This window comes from Flavobacterium sp. PL02 (genome assembly GCF_035013205.1).
Classification (GTDB): Bacteria; Bacteroidota; Bacteroidia; order Flavobacteriales; family Flavobacteriaceae; genus Flavobacterium.
The window spans coordinates 225683-244468 of the sequence record NZ_JAYGJP010000005.1 but is presented as its reverse complement, the minus strand read 5'-3'; the positions used below and the strand labels follow the sequence as shown (position 1 = coordinate 244468).

Below are 18786 nucleotides of genomic sequence, written 5' to 3'. Positions count from 1 at the left end.
TAGGGTTAATTATTCAATTGTTTATTTACATTAAAGTACTTCGACTTCAAAAGTTAAAATCTTAGAATAGGCAGGATTTGCTTTGTCATAAATTTTAAATTTCACAGTCCCATTTCCTATTTTGTTCACTGGAATTACATGAATAGCAATAAATCCTTGCTGATCTGGGTTTAGCTTACTAAAAACCGATCCTTTTGGTATTCCTATCTGGCAAGCTCCATGCTGACACATCGAGCAATCCCATTCTTTAGGAAATGTATTAGAGACGGTTTCCCAAACAAGGAAAATGGGTTTATTAGAAATATTTTCGACTTTAATTTTTGAAACATCTAATCGTTTATTTTTCAATAAACTTTCCTTATTTATTGCATTACCAACCACAGAAAAAGTGGGTTTGTTTTGCGCAAACGTGAAGGAAAAAGAAAGAAGAATAAGATAGCAGCATATTTTTTTCATAACTAGCTTTTTTAAATTTTAATAGAAAACTGGAACAGTAGCCTTGTAATATTCCTTTTTAGAAATCGGATCTATAAAATGATACATAATAGATTCCTTCTCCCCTACGTTTTCCAATGAAATGAGTAATTCAAGACATTCACCCGGCTGAAGCTGCACTTTATATCCATCAGAAAACACCTTTACATTAGTCTCATTTCCATATGCTAACTGAATTTTTGTATTGGATGGAAACACTATTTCATGAAGGTATAATCCAGCATTAACCAAACGAAGGAGTACTGGTTCTTTTTTATTTATAACCAATTGTAATCCTTTATTTTTAAGAACTGTTTCACCATTAATAAAAAAGTAATTGGGCTTATAAATGGGAAGAATTATTGGCTTATTTGTATAATCGTATTCTGTTCCCATAATAGCATCAGTATGCCATTTTGTATCTATTTCGTAACTGCACCAGAGTACTTCGCTCGATGGTTTAACCGCTGCGACATCATTTTCTTTTGAACGTATAACTACAACTCCAAACATTCCTGCCTGAAGATTAAAAGGGTAATTCTCGGGACTATAATAAAGATAGGTTCCTGCTTTTTTAGCCTGAAAAGAATAAAAACCATGTTCCATATGATGAACTGGTTCTTTTATCTTCATTATTTCCTTTTCCTTATTCCGTTGCAAGAATTCAATTTCCTTACAATACAAAGAGACAGGGTTTCCTTGAGAAATATTCCAAAAATCAATATTTACACTATCCCCTACCTTCACATCAATATAAGATCCTGGTAAAGTAACTTGCCCAGAAAGCGAGTTAGCAAAGCCAAAGGTTCTTATTTTTAAATTGCTATTAATAGTCAATTTCCCCGTTGTTCTCCCAATAATTAATCTTTCATCTTGAGAAAACAAAAATGTACTAACGAACAAAAAAGAAAATACTAATATGATTTTATTGCGTCTTTCCATTTCTAAACTCAAATTAGTACCTAACATCAATTATTTGATATTATAATCAAATTTAGAGCTATTTGAAAGTAAAAAACAGCGTATAAACACCTGATTTTGTAGTTAAAATCAAGTTAATTCAAACTAAGTTTAGGAAAGAAAAAGAAGGATTTAGATTCTTTATTATAAAACAAAATCGCCCTGATGTTGGGCGATTTTTGTTTTTATTTGTAAAGTTCTTCTCGAATATAGATTAAAGTTTTTATTACTTTTTCTTCATCTGGTTTTTCAGGTAAAGTTGATGTTCTATAATGATTTTCGATAGAAATAATTAAATTATCTGTCATTTCTGGTAAAATCACCATGTTCCTTTTTACTTTTTAAAAATATATCAAACCTAGAAGTAAATTCTGCTATTATGGCTATTTCTTCTTTATCTAATATGATGTCGCTAATTCCGAAATCAATATCATCAATAGAAAATCCAATATCATCATGTTGGAATGAATTGCTTTTTTCAAGTAATTTTTTCTTAATGCCCGCAATGCTATCGGTCAAATCCCGTGTAGTTTGTTTTTTAATTTCATTAATAATTAAAGGTTTGAAGAGTGTTGATATAGTGGGATAAAATTTATTATCCACCGTCATACTAAAATCCAGGTCCTGGAGTTCAAATTTCTTATTACCCGTCATAACTGGTTTACCTGTTAAATAAACCCATCCTGACACTGGTAACAGGTTACCTGCCAGTTTAGCTTTTAGCTTAACTCCTACAACAATTTCGTCTCCATTTGGATAAAAGGTCATTTCAATTAACTTTAGTTTGGCTTTCTGTTTAAGAATAATATCTGGTTTTAAAACCACATCATTATCTTTTAAATATTGATTAGCAGCATGTTCAATATCATTATATTTAATAACTAATGGAAGAAAAGCCTTAACTTCACTTATTGCTTCAGTCTGTTCTTCTAATAAAGGAAGTGAACTTGTCGTGTTGACAATATTATCATTAAAACTAATGTTTCCTTTTATTCCAACATATAAAGCTAAAGTATCTTTATAAACTTTTAGACCAGACAGCGCTACTTTTGAAGGATTTATATTCAATTGATATTGTTTACCATTTGCGAGTGCTGGTAGGCTAACTCCATAGTATTTCCATCTTTCTTTAACAATGTCTTTAAACATATCACATTTAACTTGTTGACTTACAAGATTACTTACATCTTTTTCAATTTCTTTTAAATATTTATCTGTCAATCCAGTCAAGGAGATATAAACATTATCCATAATCTCAATCTGCGGATTTGATATCCAGGAATGTGTTACATTTAATCCAATCTTGGGGCACCAATCTGGTGTAATGGAAAAACTTGTATTGACGAAAAATTGAATTTCTCCGTCAAAATTCTTTTTATTTAAAGTTAAAGTCTTAGGTACACTCCCTTGTAGACCTACGTTTCCTTTGAACGAAATAGGAATAGATATCCTTAAGGTATTATCATCAACATACGATAGTGTTATTTTTTCTTCTTCCTTCAGTTTCAAATCAACATCATATTTATAACCTATTGCTACTGCTGGGCCTTTTGTTTCTATCCACTCATTTGGATGATACAATGGATTATTTGTCTCTATCCATTCGTTTGGATTATACAATGGATCTTTGGTTTTAAACCATTCATTTGGGTGATAAAAAGGGTTTTTCGTTTTTCCAAAGGGTATTTTAATCCATTTTTTTGGATTGTATAGAGGATCTTTTGTCTTAAACCATTCATTTGGATGATATAAAGGATTTTTAGTTTTTATTAACTTATTCGGATTATAAAGCGGATCTTCTATTTTTATCCAGGATCTATATTGAAATGTGCCTTCATCAGAATTGCTGTATCCGTTTTTTAATGCATCGTTTAATTTGCTCTCCAAACTGGATAAATCAACCTTTAAAGCAAGTGCAAAACTACTTTCATAGCTAGGTAATTCTACATCTTCAGATAAACGCTCAGGTTTTTTTGTTATCTCGTCATAACTTTTGCAACTTGAAAATGTAATTGCAATTACAAGTATTGGATAAATAAATGTTGTTTTCATAAAATTGATTTTAATGATTATAAATTGGTAAAGATTATTTACCAGTACTTAATTTTCTTCGATTCCTTTATCCAAACTTATTTTCTTAACTTTAGATAAATTGTATGTTATCCCGAAAAAACTACCGAATTTGAACTGGCTTTGTGTAGGTATAGTTCCAGAATCTCCCAAGTTATAGGAACTACCAACTTGATAATCATCTGCAATTCGATCTACTTTTCCCATAGAAACACCTGCTGAAAAAATAATACGTTCCTGTTTTCCTAATATAGCTCCAACACCTAAAAGCACTTGCAGCTTTTCATCTTGAGTTATTACCGCACCAAAATTAAGAGTTGGGACAATCCAGGAATTCATGCGGATATACGTATTTATAGTAGAGCCAAAAGCCATATCATAATCTCCACTATTCTTTAAAGTGATGATTTTATTACCCGCAGTTGCAGGATCGTCTCTTTTATCATACTCTTCATCATAAAGTGACGTAAAAAATATTCCGGCACTGACATCTATTTTTAGACCACCTTTAATCCAGATATTGTATGGTGTTGATGCGAAACTAAGATCTTCGCTTTTCGTTTCTTTATCAAAACGGCGTAGTTTAAATTCTAAAGCATCAATGTTTTTACCTTGAAGATCGATGGGAAAAGTGTAAATATCTAAATTGATGCTGTATAATTTCTGTATAACTGATTCGATATTTTTTTCAGATTTCTTTTTGGTTTCAAGTAAGTTTTTTTGTGTATCTGAGTAACTAGGAGTATCATCTTCAATATTTTGCAAATTCTTTAATAAACTGTAACTCTTGCTTAATTGTATTTTTGAAGTATTTAGGAATTCTTTCCTTTTGATATTGTAATCATCTTCAACAAGCTTACTTTTTTGTATTAAAATTTCATAAAATCTTTCTAATTCAAAGTTTAAACTATCGATACTTTGATTCAAATTTTCATTTTCTTTGATAATTCTTTTTATAGAATCATTCAGAAAAATGCCTCCTGTAATTTCGCTCTTTGCCCCTTTTTTTGTTTTGTCAATGAGGCTATCTAGTGTTTTTTTTTCATTAAAAAAAGAAACCTCTTTCGTGTCAATTTTATAAGAGTGCTTTAAAGGATTCCAATTTATTAATCTAATAGAGACTACATCTCTAGATCTTACAGAAAGCCATTTACTGTTATCTAAAGCGGTAAATAATGAATCTGTATAAATTGTAATACTTTTTTTGTGTGGCTTACCTAAATCGACTTCTATAATTTTGGTAGTGACCTGACCATAGCCTATTATTCCGAAGAATAAAAAGCAAAGGATAAATAATGTTGTTTTCATGATTCGGAGTGTTTTTAGTTATGTTTCAAATATATTTAGATAACAGTATACCAATCAATTACCCTTTAGGGTGATATTTTTATTTTATTACTTTCTTATGTTTTTTTTGTAAGTTTATTAGATATTTACATTTGTCTTTCCATGTTAATTTCAAATATCACCCGAATGGGTAATTGCGCTCAATGGGCTTATATCCCAACTTTGTAAAAGAAAATGTAACGCCATGAAAATAAGAGTAGCCATAGTAGAAGATGATAAAAATTACAATCAGGCATTGAAGAATATCATCGATTTTCAGGAAGACATGGAGTGTGTAGCTCAATTTTTTAATGGTAAAAATGCTTTGCAAAAATTAGAAGCCTCAGAGCCAGACGTGGTTTTAATGGACATACAATTGCAGGATTTATCAGGTATCGATATTGTTTTTAAACTAACAGAATTAATGCCAGGTACCACTTTCGTAATGTGTACAAGTTTTGAAAATGACGAAAAAATATTTTCAGCCTTGCGTGCAGGTGCAAGTGGTTATCTTGTAAAAGGAGACCCGTTGGATAAAATTATCCAAGCAATTCTCGAAGCCCATAAAGGAGGTGCCCCAATGAGTTTTACCATTGCAAAGCGTGTTTTACAACATTTTCAGGAATCGAAAGTACAAGTACAAAGTTTAGCATTACTTACCGCAACCGAAAAAGAAGTCCTTGAATTGCTAGCACAAGGATTACTCTATAAAGAAATTGCTGATAAAAAAAATGTCACAATTGATACCATCAAAAAGCACATTGGTAATATGTATAGAAAGTTACAAGTAAGTAATAAAATTGAAGCAATTAATAAATTTAACAACAAAAACTAAGAAATCATGGAATTAGAAGAATTACAAAGAAAAGGAATTGAAGATTTTATCTTTAAAAAAAAGATTAACCATCAAGAAGAAAAACTTTTTATCATGAGGTATCAAGTTTTAACTAGAAGCATTAGTGGATTAACTGAAAGTTTTCTAATTGATGCAAAAAGGTTAAAAGAATTACTTTTAATAAATTACAGCAAAAGCTACTGTAAATTTTATTACATACAAAAAAATGGTTCTTTGAACTTAGGTTTGTCTTTTTCAGATAATGAAGAAGAGCTTATTCAAGAAAATGACGATATTTTATATGCCTTAGATAACGAGCTCTTTATTAAAACAGATTTCAAAAGTTTTAACAGTATGATTATTGATTTTAAAGAAGGCATAGGAGATAAATTAGTAAGTCAAACAGGTACTGAAAGCAATATGATTTCATATGATTTTGAAATTGTTGATTCTTACATAAAGAGTTTGGAATTGCACTTCACTTTTAATCATTTAAAATTTAATATGTTTCAATATCGTTCTACCGATTTAAATGGTACAAGCTTACCCAATTTTGAAAATAAAAACGATAGAATTTCTTTCTGTGTCCATGCTCTAGTCAATGATTCAGAAAACAACAAAATATTTGCTGAAAGTTCTGGTTATGACTTAGGTAATCTAAGACCTTAAATGAATAATATTTATGAAATAGTATTATTAATCACACTATTAAAATCAATGGTTTTGGTTAGAAAATTTAATCTTTCTAGCCAAAACTATTTATTTATTTATCTCCTTGTTACTTTTCTTGTAGAATTATTTTCAGAGGTAATTATTTTATTAGAAAAAAAATGGAGTTTTCAATATACTTTATATTGTATATTCTGCATACTGTTTTTTTGGTTTTATTATTCCAGACAATTCAATAGAAATTTAAAAAAGAAAGTCAATTTACTGTCTGTTATTCTTATGATTTCTATTTTGATATTCCCTAACTTTTTGGGAGAAAGTTTAAATTCAAAATTAATTAGTGTTTTACCCTTTTTTTATATTTTGTACAGTATGTTATGGTTTTACCAAAAAATAGCTTTTCCATCCAAAGACAAAATTACAGACGACCCTAATTTTTGGATTTCATCTGCCTTACTTTTCTGGAGTTGTTTCTTTATTTTTAGAGAAATTCCAAGAGATTTTTTTAATAAGACAGATAAAGATTTTTTAAATTTATTATGGCAATTCTTATATTTTATTAGTAGTATTATGTATATCTTATTTTTTAAGGGCTTAATGAAATATGAAGCAATAGCAAAAGATCTAAATAAATGAACGAACTACCACACGAAATAAAACTTACCTACATTATTGCCATTATCATAATGCTATTATTTGTGTGTTTTATAATTATGATGGTGTTCATTTACAATAAAAAACAATTGATTCAGCAGCAAGAAGATCAAATAAAAGAAAGTGAATTCAAAAATCAATTATTGCAGAAAGAATTAGAACGTCAAAAAGCGATTCAGTTAGAAAGAGAACGTATTTCGCAAGATATGCATGATGATTTAGGTGCCGGAATTTCGGCTATAAAACTTCAAGCTGAGTTTTTAAAGTATAAAATGCCTGAGGAAAGTTATTCTGAAGATTTAGAAGCAATCATAAATACTTCTGAAGATATGAATTTGGCCATGCGAGAAATCCTTTGGAGTTTGAATTCTCAAAATGATACTATCGACAATTTTATAGAATACACCAGTATATATGTCAAACGCTTTTTGGATAAAACCTCAATTTCTTTACAATTGGATTTGAACATTCTTGAAAAAGAAACTGACTTATCGGTAAAAGCAAGACGAAACCTTTTTTTAGTGATTAAAGAAGCTGTTCATAATGTTTATAAACACAGTCAGGCAAATAACATCCACATTCAATTTGAGCAAACCGATACTTCTTTTAAAATTACCGTCATTGATGATGGTATTGGATTATCAGAAACTATCCTAAAAGGAAATGGTTTGACCAATATGTCTTTGCGAATGGAAGCTATAAATGGAACTTTTCAGATCGTTCCTGTACAAAAAGGTGTTTCTTTGTTGTTTGTTTATCCATTACAAGATTCTAATTTCCCACTTTCTAGCTGAGAAAACCTTAAATACTAAAAACTCTATAGCATTTCTAGTAGTCTTTTCAACAACTTTAACTCTTGAAATTCTTTTAAATTGTGTAATAGTTACTTCTAAAAAGGTAGAGAATCTAATCCTTAATTATATTAGTTTCTTTATACCTAAAAAAAAGGTGTGCAGGGACTCGAACCCGCAACCACTTGCTTGCAGGGCAAGAGCTCTTCCAATTGAGCTAACACCTTTGTATGATTTGCCATGAAGACATTATCTCGGAGCGTCAGAAGCAAAAAATTTTAAATCTTTAAACCTTTTTTCTCTGTATCTCTCAACCTCTAAGTAAGCCTTTGAATCTAAAAAAGTAAAGGTGTGCGAGGACTCGAACCTGCATCCATCTGTTTAGCAAACAGACGCTCTTCCAATTGAGCTAACACCTTTGTGGGACAGTCGGGACTCGAACCCAAAACTACTACAGTGGCAGCAATTGTTTTTCCAGTTAAACTACCATCCCATATTTTACCATTGAGAAACTTTGTAATTTTTCAATAAGACCCCAAATATACTTTTTCCTTTGATACCTTGAACCATTGGATCAAAAATTCTGCTTGCGCCATCAACAGAATCTAATGGCGGAATATACCCTTCTTCAAATTGTTTTTTTCGCAGACTTTCTTTGGCTCCTGTCGAAATCCACCCAACATCAACACTTGTCATCAAAATCGAATCGGCAGCAAATTCTTTGGCAGAAGTTAGCGTCATCATATTCAGCGCTGCCTTTGTCATATTGGTATGCGGATGAAAAATAGTTTTGTTGGTATAACTAAAAATCCCTTCTGATGATGTCACGTTTACAATAAAACGTTCCTTAAAATCTGAATTTAAAAATAATGGTTTTAATTCTTTTATTAAAAGGTAAGGAGCAATCTGATTAATCAAATTGACCTCAACCAATTCATACATACTAATTTCTTCCAAAGTCGAATTCCAACTTGTTTTTTCGCGATTGTCAACAGGTTGTCCAAAGCGTGTGAGTGTTATTTCGGTTTTTTCTTCCAAACCATACTCTAAAGCTTTTATCTCTTTGCCAATCGCAGTTTGATTTGAAATTAAATTTAGATTTGATTTAAACTCCCCAAGCAGTTTGCCTTCTTTTTTAATTAAAGGCAAATAATATTCATCTGGGTATTTTATCGTTTGTGCTGCGTTGTTTATCAAAATATCTAAACTTTTAAATTTAGATTTATAAAAATATACAAACTCATTTATAGCATTGAGGTTTCTTAGATCTAAACCATAGATAATCAGATTTTCTTTCCATTGTTCGAAATCATTTTCCTGACTAAATTGTTCTAACGCCAAAGCAGGAAAACGTGTTGTAAGCACCACATTGGCATTGTTACGCAATAATCTTAAAGCCGTTGCAAATCCAACTTTTACCCGACCACCTGTTAAAATTGCATTTCGACCTTTTAAATCTATATTCTGAAAACGCTTTTCATAATTTTCTTCTGCACATTCTGGACAAAGTCTTGTGTAAAAACTATGTGCTAATTTATACGATTGGTTACAACAGTAACAATTTTTAGGCAGGTTTAATGCTTTAAACTGCTGCTCGTTTGGTTTTTCTTTTTCCGAAAATAATGTTTCTCCATTTAAAGCTTTTGATACCAATTCTGCATTTAAACTTGTTAGAAGATCTTCTTGTTTTTTAGAACTATAACTCGTGCTACGGATATTCTTTTTTGCATTTTTATGAATTTTCGTAATCAAACCAGCAAACAAATCGTTATCAGGATTTTCAAACGGAGCTTCTTTCAAAGTCTTTAAAACCTTAATACAGGCTTTCCATTCTTCATTACTAAAAGCATAATCTCTATTTTCTTCCATTTTATTTGCTATCTATTATAGTTTCATGAATATTTAATTGGGCCAAAACATATTTTATCAAATTAAAATTGGCTAAACTATTATCTAAAATCCATGCATCAGAAGTTATGGCAATTAAATCACTTTCTGCAATTACTCTATCCGGATTATTGACCAATGACGCAGAGCCTCAAAGTTTCTGTGTATTTTTTGACTTTACAACTCTTAATCTTTTTATTTTAAAGGATTGTTTTTTAACCACCATTTAGCCTTTTCTATAACTTTTTGTTCAATATTACTAATATTAACTCCTCTATACCAATAATCTGCATCATATTTCATATCAAGCCAAATTTCACTAAGAACACTAAAATTAAGTTCTTCGTCTGGGTGTGTTTTTCGACCATCTCCATCACAGAATATTGCAGCAAGAAATAAATTTGTTTTCACATCTTCTCCTTTTACAACTTTATTGAAATGATATCGTGCATAGCATATCTCAGCTTCATCATTATACTTTTCTTTTAAATTCAGTTCTAAAAAAGTACGCTTTAGGTAAGGCATAATTTCATCAGGATTGATGGGTTTATAAAAAGTAGCTAAGGTATAAAGAGGTTCATTCTCACATCCCAAATTAATAAATTGTATTGCCCAATCTTCAATTAAATCAAAGTCAAAAGCAAAAGCAAAATCGTCACATAGATTCATTGACAATATATAATCTGTAAGTATCTTGAAATCGTTATTTTCTTGCTCCATATTAGGTTTTTACTGTAAATCTATATAAAACTTTTTACAATTTTAAATCCCAAAAAAGGTCTTTGCATTCCTAGTAGTTTCTTCTGCAACTATAATCCCCGAAATTCCTTTAAACTGTGCAACTGTTGCTGCAACAAAAGGCAGAAAAGCAGGTTCGCAACGGCGTTCGTGGTATTTTTTCAAAAGAGAAACAGGCGTATTTTTTGGCAGCATAAATGGCGCATCGGTTTCTATCATCATTCTATCCAGCGGAACGTATTGTATCACTTCTTTTAAATGATTAAAACGTTTACTGTCTGATATTGCTCCTGTAAAACCAAGATACAATCCGTTATCGAGATAGATTTTGGCTTCTTGCAAACTCCCTGTAAAGCAGTGTACCACTGCTTTTGGTAATTGTGGTAAATACTCATTTGTAATACTCATAAATCGAGCAAAAGCCGCTCTTTCATGTAAAAACAAAGGTTTCTGAACTTCGATTGCCAATTCTAATTGGGCTTTATAGCATAATTCCTGTACATTTCTTGGCGAAAAATCACGGTCAAAATCGAGTCCGCACTCGCCTACCGAAACTACATGTTTCTGCTTTAATAAATTTCTTAGCCTTGAAATGCTTTGCGCATCAAAACTCTTCGCATCATGCGGGTGAATTCCTGCTGTTGTGTATAATATTCCTGGATATTCTTTTGCTATTTCAGCCGAAGCTTCACTATTTTTTACGCTTGTGCCTGTAAGTATCATTAGCGATACATCGGCATCTAATGCATTTTGTACGACATCGTCTATGTCGTTATGGAATTGTTTATTGGTTAAATTAATTCCGATATCTATATATGTATTCATTTTTTTTAAGTTGTAAAGGCACAAAGGCTCAGAAGTACAAAGGTTTTCTCTCTTTGTGTCTTTATATTTTTTTTCTTTTTTATTTTTTTGTCGCGAAGGGGCTAAGTTTTTTTATTCCTTAGTCTGTTTTAATCTCGCAAAGACGCGAAGTCGCAAAGTTTTTAACCTTTGAACCTTAAAAAAAACCAACTGTTTTCCCATACTAAACTACCGCGACTTATTAGCTGCGCAGGAAGGATTTGAACCTCCGTCTGTTGATTGTTTTTTTATTATTTTGTACAAAGTTTATTTGTTTCGTTTTGTATCTCATGTTACGTTAGACGCACTGCTGTGCGTCTCTACACAGCTACACAGGAAGAACTTGAACCTTTTGGATTATCATTTATCGACAGAGCGAAACCTCTGAACCTTTGCATCTTTGAACCTTTGCACCTTTAGAAATCCCCATAATATACCTGGAAGCATGGTAATTTCAGGTCGTTTCTCCAGGTATCTACTACTTGGTTTCTATCATCGAGAGCAAACTCTACAAAGTATTTATCTTTTATAAAATCATTATAGATTTCTGTTTTTATAATAGAATCTTTTCGGTTGTCTTGACTTTTTCGCATGATTAAATCATCAAATTCTATGGCATGTTTTTCAAGGAAACGCAAAGTCGGTTCTTTGTATCTATCTTCTCTTCCTGAAACCAAAAGTATTTTATAACCCAATTTCTTATAATTCCTTAACACGTTTGCAACTGGTTCATTTAATAAATCCTGATCACACTTACTTGCATCAAAAGGATTTCTCCCGTTCATCAATGCCAATGTTCCATCTAGATCACAGATAATTGCTTTTGGTAATTCTGGATTTTGGATTGCGTATTCGGGTGAGTCTTTAAAAAATTGTCGATGCATTTTTTTAATTACTTTTTCACCAACTGGTTTTTCTCTTAAAGCATCTCTCTCAATACAAACTGCAACATCTGTATTTACTTCGAGAACCTCAACAATTACCTTTTCGCTAAATTTTGCATTGTATTCCTGAACCAATTGTGTAACTCGTCTCAAATTGGTCTCTGATAAATTAGTATCATCTACCACAACACTTTTTCCTTCTTCCAAGCATTTTACGATTAATAAATCACGAACTTTTTTTACAAACTTTTCGTTATTTTGGCTCGTTGTTCCGTTATCGAACATTGCTCGTAAATCGTCTCTATTGATTCTTTTATATGTTTCTGGATTTTCTGAGATTATCTTTTTTGCCAAAGTCGATTTTCCACTTCCTGGCAATCCTTTCATTAAAATTACTTTTCTCATTTTATTTTTCTCCTTTATTAAATGGTTTTTCGAATGTTGGCTTAATCATTCTCCAAATTATTTCTGAATAATCTCTGTTTTTAAACATTGCAAATAATACTCCCTGATGTTTACATGTCTGGAAATACAAGGCTGTTTCCTTTACCGTTTCGAATACTTTAAAATCCTTTTTACATTGATTTTCGATTACTGCATATTGATTCTCTAAATCGGCTTTAGTTTCTTTCACCCAATCAAAGAATTCATCAGGAACTCGTTCTAAAACTTCTTCTATAGATTGGTTAGTTTTTAAATATTCCCAAATGTTCAAATTAGAAACTTGTGTAAGGATTCGGTGCAAACGAAGGTATTCTTCAAATTTAATTTTTAATCTAAAGTTATTCGAATATTTGATAATAAAACCTTCTTTGTTAGCGATATCCATTTCTTTTAAAGTCTGAATATTTTTGATTCCGTTATATCTTTCAACTATAGGAAATCCAATATCCACCAGCGGAAATTCATCTCCCGATTGTGTATCGATAATTGCCAGTAAAACCAATTCTTCGGTAGCGCCATAATCTAAAACAATTCGGTTTTCGGGATAAATAATCTCGAATAAATAGGTTTTGCTTTTATCCAATAATGTCCACGAATCTTTATATTTCCCATGCAACATTTCGTTTGCTTTATCGGATTGATCGCTTGCAAATGAACCTCTGCTTGCTATAAACGGAATCTCATCTATCCAATATAAAATCCCCATCGAACCATCTGCTTTATCATACACTTCAAAAGTTGTATTAGGGATTTCTTGATTTTCCATTTCTCCTAAATTAAAAAACTTAGGAAATGGTCTTGCAACAACTTCAAAGTTTTCATCTAGAATCAATCCTCTACAACTTAATGTAATCTCATTCCATATTCTTTCAAATTGAGCACTTTGAGTATAATTATAAATATATAAATCATAATCAGGGTGTTTATTCACTCTAATATAATTTTTGGATATCATCTCTTTTAAAAGTACTGTATTCATTTCTTCTTTTATTTAAACAAAGATTCAAAAGTTAGTGCGCAGTTATTTTGCGCAATAAAAAAATCTTATTTTGAGTAATATAAATTGTTCCTAAACATTGATTTATATTTTAAGTTGATGAGTGCAATTTATGAAAGCATTAATTAACATCTAAAAACATAAAGTTTTTCTAAGATGAGTTGTCTTTTTTATTATTTGTTTTTTCACTTACCTTTCTGTAACAACAAAAGCAACCTATTTACAGGTTGCTTTTGTTGTTAAACTATGTTTGTAGCTAATTGTAATGAGTACTAAATCAGGGGAAGTTTGCTAGTGCGTAACAAGATGGATCAATTTATTTATAAGAACTCTCTAAAAGTGTGTTCAAAAATCAAGATTCAAATTTATTACAAAATGATTATTACTTTTTTTTAAATAATTAGCATTTACTAGTTTAAGAAATTCAACTAAAAAACTTGCATCATCATCGCTTTTTACTTCTATATCATAAATTTCAGGCGGCTTTTTACTATAAATATCAAAAGTATCAATAGATAAATTATTATGTTCTAATAATAAAATAAAGTCATCAACATTTATATGTTTTCGATTTTTAATATTAGATAACACTTTATCCCAATCAACAACTGTTTTGTTTTCTTTTGGACAAATTAGTTCATTATCTCCATATTCAGAATAAAATTCATACACATTTGTGAATTCATATTCTTTTGTTTTTTTATTAATTTTTAATGGTCCTCGACCTGAAATTAAATTTAATCTTTCATCATTATAAGGATTTGAATATCCTCTTTCCTGAAAAAAAATAAATATTAAATCATTAAAATCAACTCTTCTTAATATCTCAAAGTCTTCACCTAAAATTTTTTCTATTAAATCGTCCATAGTTATTTTACTTCGATATTTTTATATGTTGAAAATATTTTACTCGTTCCAGCTTTAGTATGTTCAACACCATTTTGAATGTCTACAAACTTACAATTACTATCATAGTGAGAAGTTAAGAGATATTCGTCAGTGCGTACATACGACAATATTTTCATTCATAAGAACAAATTGAAGAGCTCCTTTACTAAAACTAAACTTCGAACTGTAACTATAAATTACCATACAACATTTGTATTAGTACTTATCCCTAATGGAAAATAAAGGTCAAGAAATTTTTCATTTAAAAAAATTCCGAGTTTATTGCTATAAGTCATAGATTTTTCAAAATTAATTTTACTAAGTAAAGAACCTCCTTTTTCTAAATTATTTATATTAACACATTCGATAATTTGTTTTTTATAAGAATCTTCAATATCAAATATAAAATCATCCAAAAATTGCTTTTTCTCTTGATCGCTGATTGCTTTTAATTTAAAAATTGATGAATCATTTTGAGTGAATCTAGAATAAACATGGTCAAAATTTTCAACTACATTATTTCTATAAACACTGTTAATTTGTTTAAGTTCCTCATTTTTATAATATGGAATTGCGTTATTATTTTTAAATAAATAACTTAGTATCAAATCATTTGGCCTATCATATAGATAAATCATATCTTCATTCTTGTTGAGTATTGCTTTCGTTAAAATATACCAAAATTCGTCTATTTTATTCATAATTATTAAAATTGAAATTAAGGATTAACCAATGTTAGATGCAGAATTAGTTTAATTTTCTTACTATATAACTGTTTCACTCCTACTTGCCTATCTAAATCTACTGTAGAATGTAGTGCTTTATTTTTTTTAGTTAATGTAAATTCTTCAAATTGTCAATCTGATGCTCTTGGAAATAAAGAACTTTGAAGACCTGCTTCAGATTAAAATAATATTAAACTGCTTTTTAATGTTTATGCCATCCTAAATGGAAAGATTTAAAAATAGAGCTATCTTAGAATTGCTTATTGTAGTGGCTACGAAGTCAGCAGACATTCGCATGATACATACTACAAATTTATTTATTCATTAGAACTCTTCGATGAAGTGATACCATCTAGTTTTTGTAAACTAAAAATTTTTATACTTAGTTCATTTATATCATTTATTGACAAGTCAACAAGTTCTTCAAACTTTTCTTTTGTGTACTTTTTTGAATAATAATCTCTATTATTATAAGACAAATTATTAACATCGCTAAAAACCTTTGGAATAATTATAAAATTAGAAGTGTTTTCATGTGTAATCATATCCCATTTTAAATTACCCTCAAAAGAGTTTATGACCAATTTTATTTTACTATAAATAGAGTCATTTTTCTCAATTTTTTTAAATCTAAATCTTAAAAAAGGAGAATATGAATATCTATTTTCTATTGAATACATATTAATTCTAGAAGTTTCAATTTCATATCCTATTGAATTTAAAGATATATATAACATTCTATTCGTTTCGCTATTTTTCATCTAATTTTTCTGTAGACTATTTGTTATGTTTTCAACTTTTAATCCATTAGGATTCATCTTTTTTAGCATATCCATATATACACCTTTTTTTATAGGAGAACCACTAAACATAGAAGACATTCGCAGCACATACAACAAATTTATTCATTAGAACTCTTCGAAGAGGTAGGATTTTTTTTCTAAAAACCCATTTAAAAGAAGTTCTTCAAATTTAAAATCTTCTAATTCATCTGTAAAATCTATAAGAGTATAAATATTCCCTTCATTTTTATCTATAATAAGAGGTAAATTACCCGCCAATGCGAAAGAATTGTTACCATTTACTAAATATTCATATGAGTCATATATAAAAAACATAAAGTCATAAAAATCATAAAAATAATTATCATTTATTTTTAATTTTAAGCCTACTTCTTTTTCCATTTCTAATAAAACAGTATTTATTCTATTATATGCAGTTCCTTTATCAATCATATTTTTTAATTTATTGGCAAAAATTTTAAACTCTTATAGATATTAATATTTGCTGCTTTCTCTGTTTGTCCATCTAAGTATCTTATTGTTCCTTTTTGGTTAACAACATTAAAAACGTGCCTACCATCTTTACCTTCTCCATATATAATACCACTCTTAACAATAGGCAATTGTTCTATTTTTACAATTGTAGTATTTACAAACTTTTCCTCATAGACTTCTTCTAGAACTGTTATTGGTACAGGATCTCCAGTATATACTCTATCAAGAGCATTAGGCATAGCAGAGCTCAGTTCTCTTTACGGCACTGATTAATCAGCACTATCGTTGCGTCAACATATCTAAGCTATCTGGTTCTCTTTCTTATATCCATTCGCTATCTTTTAATTTCTATCCTATTTTCATAAGAATTTAACATTGTTATAAAATCTTTTTCATTTAATAAAATAATCTCATCCCAACCAAAACAAAAACCAAAAATAAATTCATTTTCAGCATTTAGAAATTTTGAACCAAAATGGTATGTTGATTGTGAATAATCGTATATAGCCATTATCTTTTGGCTGTCAACCACTTCACTTATTTCCACTAATTCAATTTCAATATTTTTTAAGTCATAATCTCCTAATATTACAAGTTTTTCTATTGAAGACAATGGATACACTTTTATATCGTAATCAACTACGATTTGAAAAAATGAACCATCAACTAATTTTAATAATAATGTATCAGAAGGATTATATGAGGAATTGTTTTCATTAATAGAAATCTTGCAAATTTTTATTACTGTTTTATTTTTTAAAAGATCTAAATTAGAACTTTTCATAAATTTTTGATTATTTAATTAATAGAATTGGTTGATTGAGAAATTTGTTATCTAAGCCATCTAGATTAGATTAAGCTAATCAACTTAAAAACTTCGTCTTCTTGTTCTTTATAAAGTAATTGAACATCTTCAATATATTCCCATTTTATATTTCGCATATAGCTAATTAAATCTCGTATATTCAAATAATTATATGCTCCAATCAGAACTGAAGCTTCAAAACCTTTAGTACCACCATACCAATAGTTTGGAAGAATTTTATCTTCAATGGATTTAATGATAAAAAAACTATCTTTCTTATATTCAAATAGGCTCAATTCATTAATTATTCTACTTTCGTCTTCTGAACAAGACAATAAAATAATAACATTAGTTACTTTACTCATTTTTTTTGCTTATTAATTATCCTATTGTCAAAACCATCTTCATTACCGATACCACCATTATCTATTTGTTCAAAATTAGGTGTTTCTTGTAATTATCACAACCTAAATTTTCGAGTTTATCTCCATTGTATCTACCATCCTCGTTTTGGGTTAAAATGTATCTGATTCAAATTTTGTGACCTTGATGAGATTCGAACTCATATTCCCTCTCGGGCATTGCGGCTCTAAATACGCTTCCCTACTTTCCCTAACGATTTCGGTGCTTCTGTAAATTCTACCCATTAGTCCGCGCGGGTCTAACCGGAATATCCGCAAACTCTACAGCTAGTAATTTTTCTGTAGGCTTTTCCTTTTAAGCTACAAGGCCTTTCTTTTTTTGATGATACAAAGGTTTATAGTTGGTGCGCAATTATTTTGCGTACTAACAAAGATTTCTATTTTTATGTAAATTAGCCCTATGAATCTAAAAGAAAAATATACTGAGCTGCTTATAAATATTGGTTTTGAAGAAAAACAGATTCAGCGTAATTGGTTGGATTTAGAAAAGACATATTCCAATAAATCCAGATATTACCATAATCTTACTCATATTGCTGATATGGTTAAATGTTATGATACTTACTTGCAGAAATTAGAATTCCCTAATGAAGTTTTGTTCGCTATCTTTTATCATGATTATATCTATAAAAGCTCTAAAAAAGATAATGAACTCAAAAGTGCCGAATACGCGTTGTCTATTTTACCTGAAAATATATCATTTGATAAACAATTAGTTTTTGATGCTATTTGTGCGACTCAACAACATCAGCACAATATAATTGAGGATATTAATTGGCTAATAGATTTTGATTTAAAAATTCTAGCCCGAGATTGGGATGAATATCAAATATACTTTGAGCAAATAAGAAAGGAATATAGTATTTATCCTGATTTTCTATATAAACCCGGACGTGCAAAAGCGTTGAAACATTTTCTGGAGAATGAATTTATCTACCAGACAGAGGAATTCAGAAATTTATATGAGGAGAAAGCGAGAATTAATATTGAAAAAGAAATTGCATTATTATCGTAATGCGTGAGGGATGGGAGCGGCATCCTTTTTGGGGCTTTTCGCCCAAAAAAGATACAGCGTACAGCCCGACCCGCCTTTTTCG

Annotated in this window: 24 protein-coding genes and 3 tRNA genes; 5 read left to right on the top strand and 22 right to left on the bottom strand. The window is 29.8% G+C overall.

Annotation, left to right across the window (positions count from 1 at the left end; translation table 11 throughout):
- Positions 1–30 precede the first annotated feature (30 nt).
- From SHI72_RS16205 to SHI72_RS16185, 5 genes are all read right to left on the bottom strand, one after another.
- A complete protein-coding gene (locus tag SHI72_RS16205; RefSeq protein WP_039113998.1) occupies positions 31–456 on the bottom strand; it encodes a hypothetical protein in 426 nt (141 codons plus the stop codon).
- 18 nt (positions 457–474) lie between these two features.
- The gene (locus SHI72_RS16200; RefSeq protein WP_323490686.1) at positions 475–1416 is read right to left on the bottom strand and encodes a multicopper oxidase domain-containing protein; all 942 of its coding nucleotides are present in this window, start codon (positions 1414–1416) and stop codon (positions 475–477) included.
- Positions 1417–1619: 203 nt separating this feature from the next.
- A complete protein-coding gene (locus SHI72_RS16195; RefSeq protein WP_323490685.1) occupies positions 1620–1760 on the bottom strand; it encodes a hypothetical protein in 141 nt (46 codons plus the stop codon).
- Positions 1732–3486, bottom strand: a complete 1755-nt coding sequence (locus tag SHI72_RS16190; RefSeq protein WP_323490684.1) for a DUF4403 family protein — start codon at positions 3484–3486, stop codon at positions 1732–1734. The genes SHI72_RS16195 and SHI72_RS16190 overlap by 29 nt, the downstream gene beginning before the upstream one ends.
- 48 nt (positions 3487–3534) lie before the next feature.
- Positions 3535–4812: a hypothetical protein gene (locus SHI72_RS16185; RefSeq protein ID WP_323490683.1), complete on the bottom strand. Its 1278-nt coding sequence runs from the start codon at positions 4810–4812 to the stop codon at positions 3535–3537.
- A 223-nt stretch (positions 4813–5035) separates the two neighbouring features.
- Here SHI72_RS16185 and SHI72_RS16180 point away from each other — a divergent pair, with 223 nt between their 5' ends.
- Genes SHI72_RS16180 through SHI72_RS16165 form a run of 4 tightly spaced genes read left to right on the top strand, consistent with a single transcriptional unit; the run spans position 5036 to position 7782 of the window.
- Positions 5036–5665, top strand: a complete 630-nt coding sequence (locus SHI72_RS16180; RefSeq protein ID WP_323490682.1) for a response regulator transcription factor — start codon at positions 5036–5038, stop codon at positions 5663–5665.
- A gap of 6 nt (positions 5666–5671) precedes the next feature.
- On the top strand, positions 5672–6334 hold the full coding sequence (locus tag SHI72_RS16175) for a hypothetical protein (protein ID WP_323490681.1): 663 nt from the start codon (positions 5672–5674) through the stop codon (positions 6332–6334).
- Complete coding sequence (locus tag SHI72_RS16170) at positions 6335–6970, top strand: hypothetical protein (RefSeq protein WP_323490680.1); 636 nt, start codon at positions 6335–6337, stop codon at positions 6968–6970.
- Positions 6967–7782: a sensor histidine kinase gene (locus SHI72_RS16165; protein WP_323490679.1), complete on the top strand. Its 816-nt coding sequence runs from the start codon at positions 6967–6969 to the stop codon at positions 7780–7782. Before SHI72_RS16170 ends, SHI72_RS16165 begins: the two co-directional genes overlap by 4 nt.
- Before the next feature lie 150 nt (positions 7783–7932).
- On the opposite strand, the gene SHI72_RS16160 is transcribed toward SHI72_RS16165, so the two are convergent.
- The 17 genes from SHI72_RS16160 to SHI72_RS16085 form a co-directional block, all read right to left on the bottom strand.
- Positions 7933–8006, bottom strand: a tRNA-Ala gene (locus SHI72_RS16160).
- Between the two features lie 118 nt (positions 8007–8124).
- A tRNA-Ser gene (locus tag SHI72_RS16155) sits at positions 8125–8198 on the bottom strand.
- Positions 8199–8200: 2 nt separating this feature from the next.
- Positions 8201–8272, bottom strand: a tRNA-Trp gene (locus SHI72_RS16150).
- A gap of 5 nt (positions 8273–8277) precedes the next feature.
- Positions 8278–9648 carry an SDR family oxidoreductase gene (locus SHI72_RS16145; protein WP_323490678.1) on the bottom strand — a complete coding sequence of 457 codons (1371 nt, stop codon included), beginning with the start codon at positions 9646–9648 and terminating at the stop codon, positions 8278–8280.
- Position 9649: 1 nt separating this feature from the next.
- Positions 9650–9805: a hypothetical protein gene (locus SHI72_RS23615; RefSeq protein WP_416348479.1), complete on the bottom strand. Its 156-nt coding sequence runs from the start codon at positions 9803–9805 to the stop codon at positions 9650–9652.
- Positions 9806–9861: 56 nt separating this feature from the next.
- A complete protein-coding gene (locus SHI72_RS16140) occupies positions 9862–10386 on the bottom strand; it encodes a hypothetical protein (protein ID WP_323490677.1) in 525 nt (174 codons plus the stop codon).
- Positions 10387–10428: 42 nt separating this feature from the next.
- Positions 10429–11229 (bottom strand): TatD family hydrolase, encoded by an 801-nt coding sequence (locus SHI72_RS16135; protein WP_323490676.1) that lies wholly within the window; start codon positions 11227–11229, stop codon positions 10429–10431.
- Between the two features lie 434 nt (positions 11230–11663).
- Entirely contained in the window at positions 11664–12536 is an 873-nt protein-coding gene (locus SHI72_RS16130) for an AAA family ATPase (RefSeq protein ID WP_323490675.1), read from the bottom strand.
- A gap of 1 nt (position 12537) precedes the next feature.
- Positions 12538–13554 (bottom strand): T4 RnlA family RNA ligase, encoded by a 1017-nt coding sequence (locus SHI72_RS16125; RefSeq protein WP_323490674.1) that lies wholly within the window; start codon positions 13552–13554, stop codon positions 12538–12540.
- 363 nt (positions 13555–13917) lie between these two features.
- Complete coding sequence (locus SHI72_RS16120) at positions 13918–14439, bottom strand: hypothetical protein (RefSeq protein WP_323490673.1); 522 nt, start codon at positions 14437–14439, stop codon at positions 13918–13920.
- 2 nt (positions 14440–14441) lie between these two features.
- Positions 14442–14597, bottom strand: coding sequence for a hypothetical protein (locus SHI72_RS16115; protein WP_323490672.1), 156 nt, complete (start codon positions 14595–14597; stop codon positions 14442–14444).
- A gap of 60 nt (positions 14598–14657) precedes the next feature.
- Complete coding sequence (locus SHI72_RS16110) at positions 14658–15161, bottom strand: hypothetical protein (RefSeq protein WP_323490671.1); 504 nt, start codon at positions 15159–15161, stop codon at positions 14658–14660.
- Positions 15162–15502: 341 nt separating this feature from the next.
- A complete protein-coding gene (locus SHI72_RS16105) occupies positions 15503–15946 on the bottom strand; it encodes a hypothetical protein (RefSeq protein ID WP_323490670.1) in 444 nt (147 codons plus the stop codon).
- A gap of 147 nt (positions 15947–16093) precedes the next feature.
- Positions 16094–16420: a hypothetical protein gene (locus SHI72_RS16100; protein ID WP_323490669.1), complete on the bottom strand. Its 327-nt coding sequence runs from the start codon at positions 16418–16420 to the stop codon at positions 16094–16096.
- Positions 16421–16425: 5 nt separating this feature from the next.
- A complete protein-coding gene (locus SHI72_RS16095) occupies positions 16426–16701 on the bottom strand; it encodes a hypothetical protein (protein ID WP_323490668.1) in 276 nt (91 codons plus the stop codon).
- Between the two features lie 95 nt (positions 16702–16796).
- Positions 16797–17246: a hypothetical protein gene (locus SHI72_RS16090; RefSeq protein WP_323490667.1), complete on the bottom strand. Its 450-nt coding sequence runs from the start codon at positions 17244–17246 to the stop codon at positions 16797–16799.
- Positions 17247–17311: 65 nt separating this feature from the next.
- Entirely contained in the window at positions 17312–17632 is a 321-nt protein-coding gene (locus SHI72_RS16085; protein ID WP_323490666.1) for a hypothetical protein, read from the bottom strand.
- 457 nt (positions 17633–18089) lie between these two features.
- Here SHI72_RS16085 and SHI72_RS16080 point away from each other — a divergent pair, with 457 nt between their 5' ends.
- Positions 18090–18704, top strand: a complete 615-nt coding sequence (locus SHI72_RS16080; protein WP_323490665.1) for a hypothetical protein — start codon at positions 18090–18092, stop codon at positions 18702–18704.
- The last annotated feature ends 82 nt before the right edge of the window (positions 18705–18786 follow it).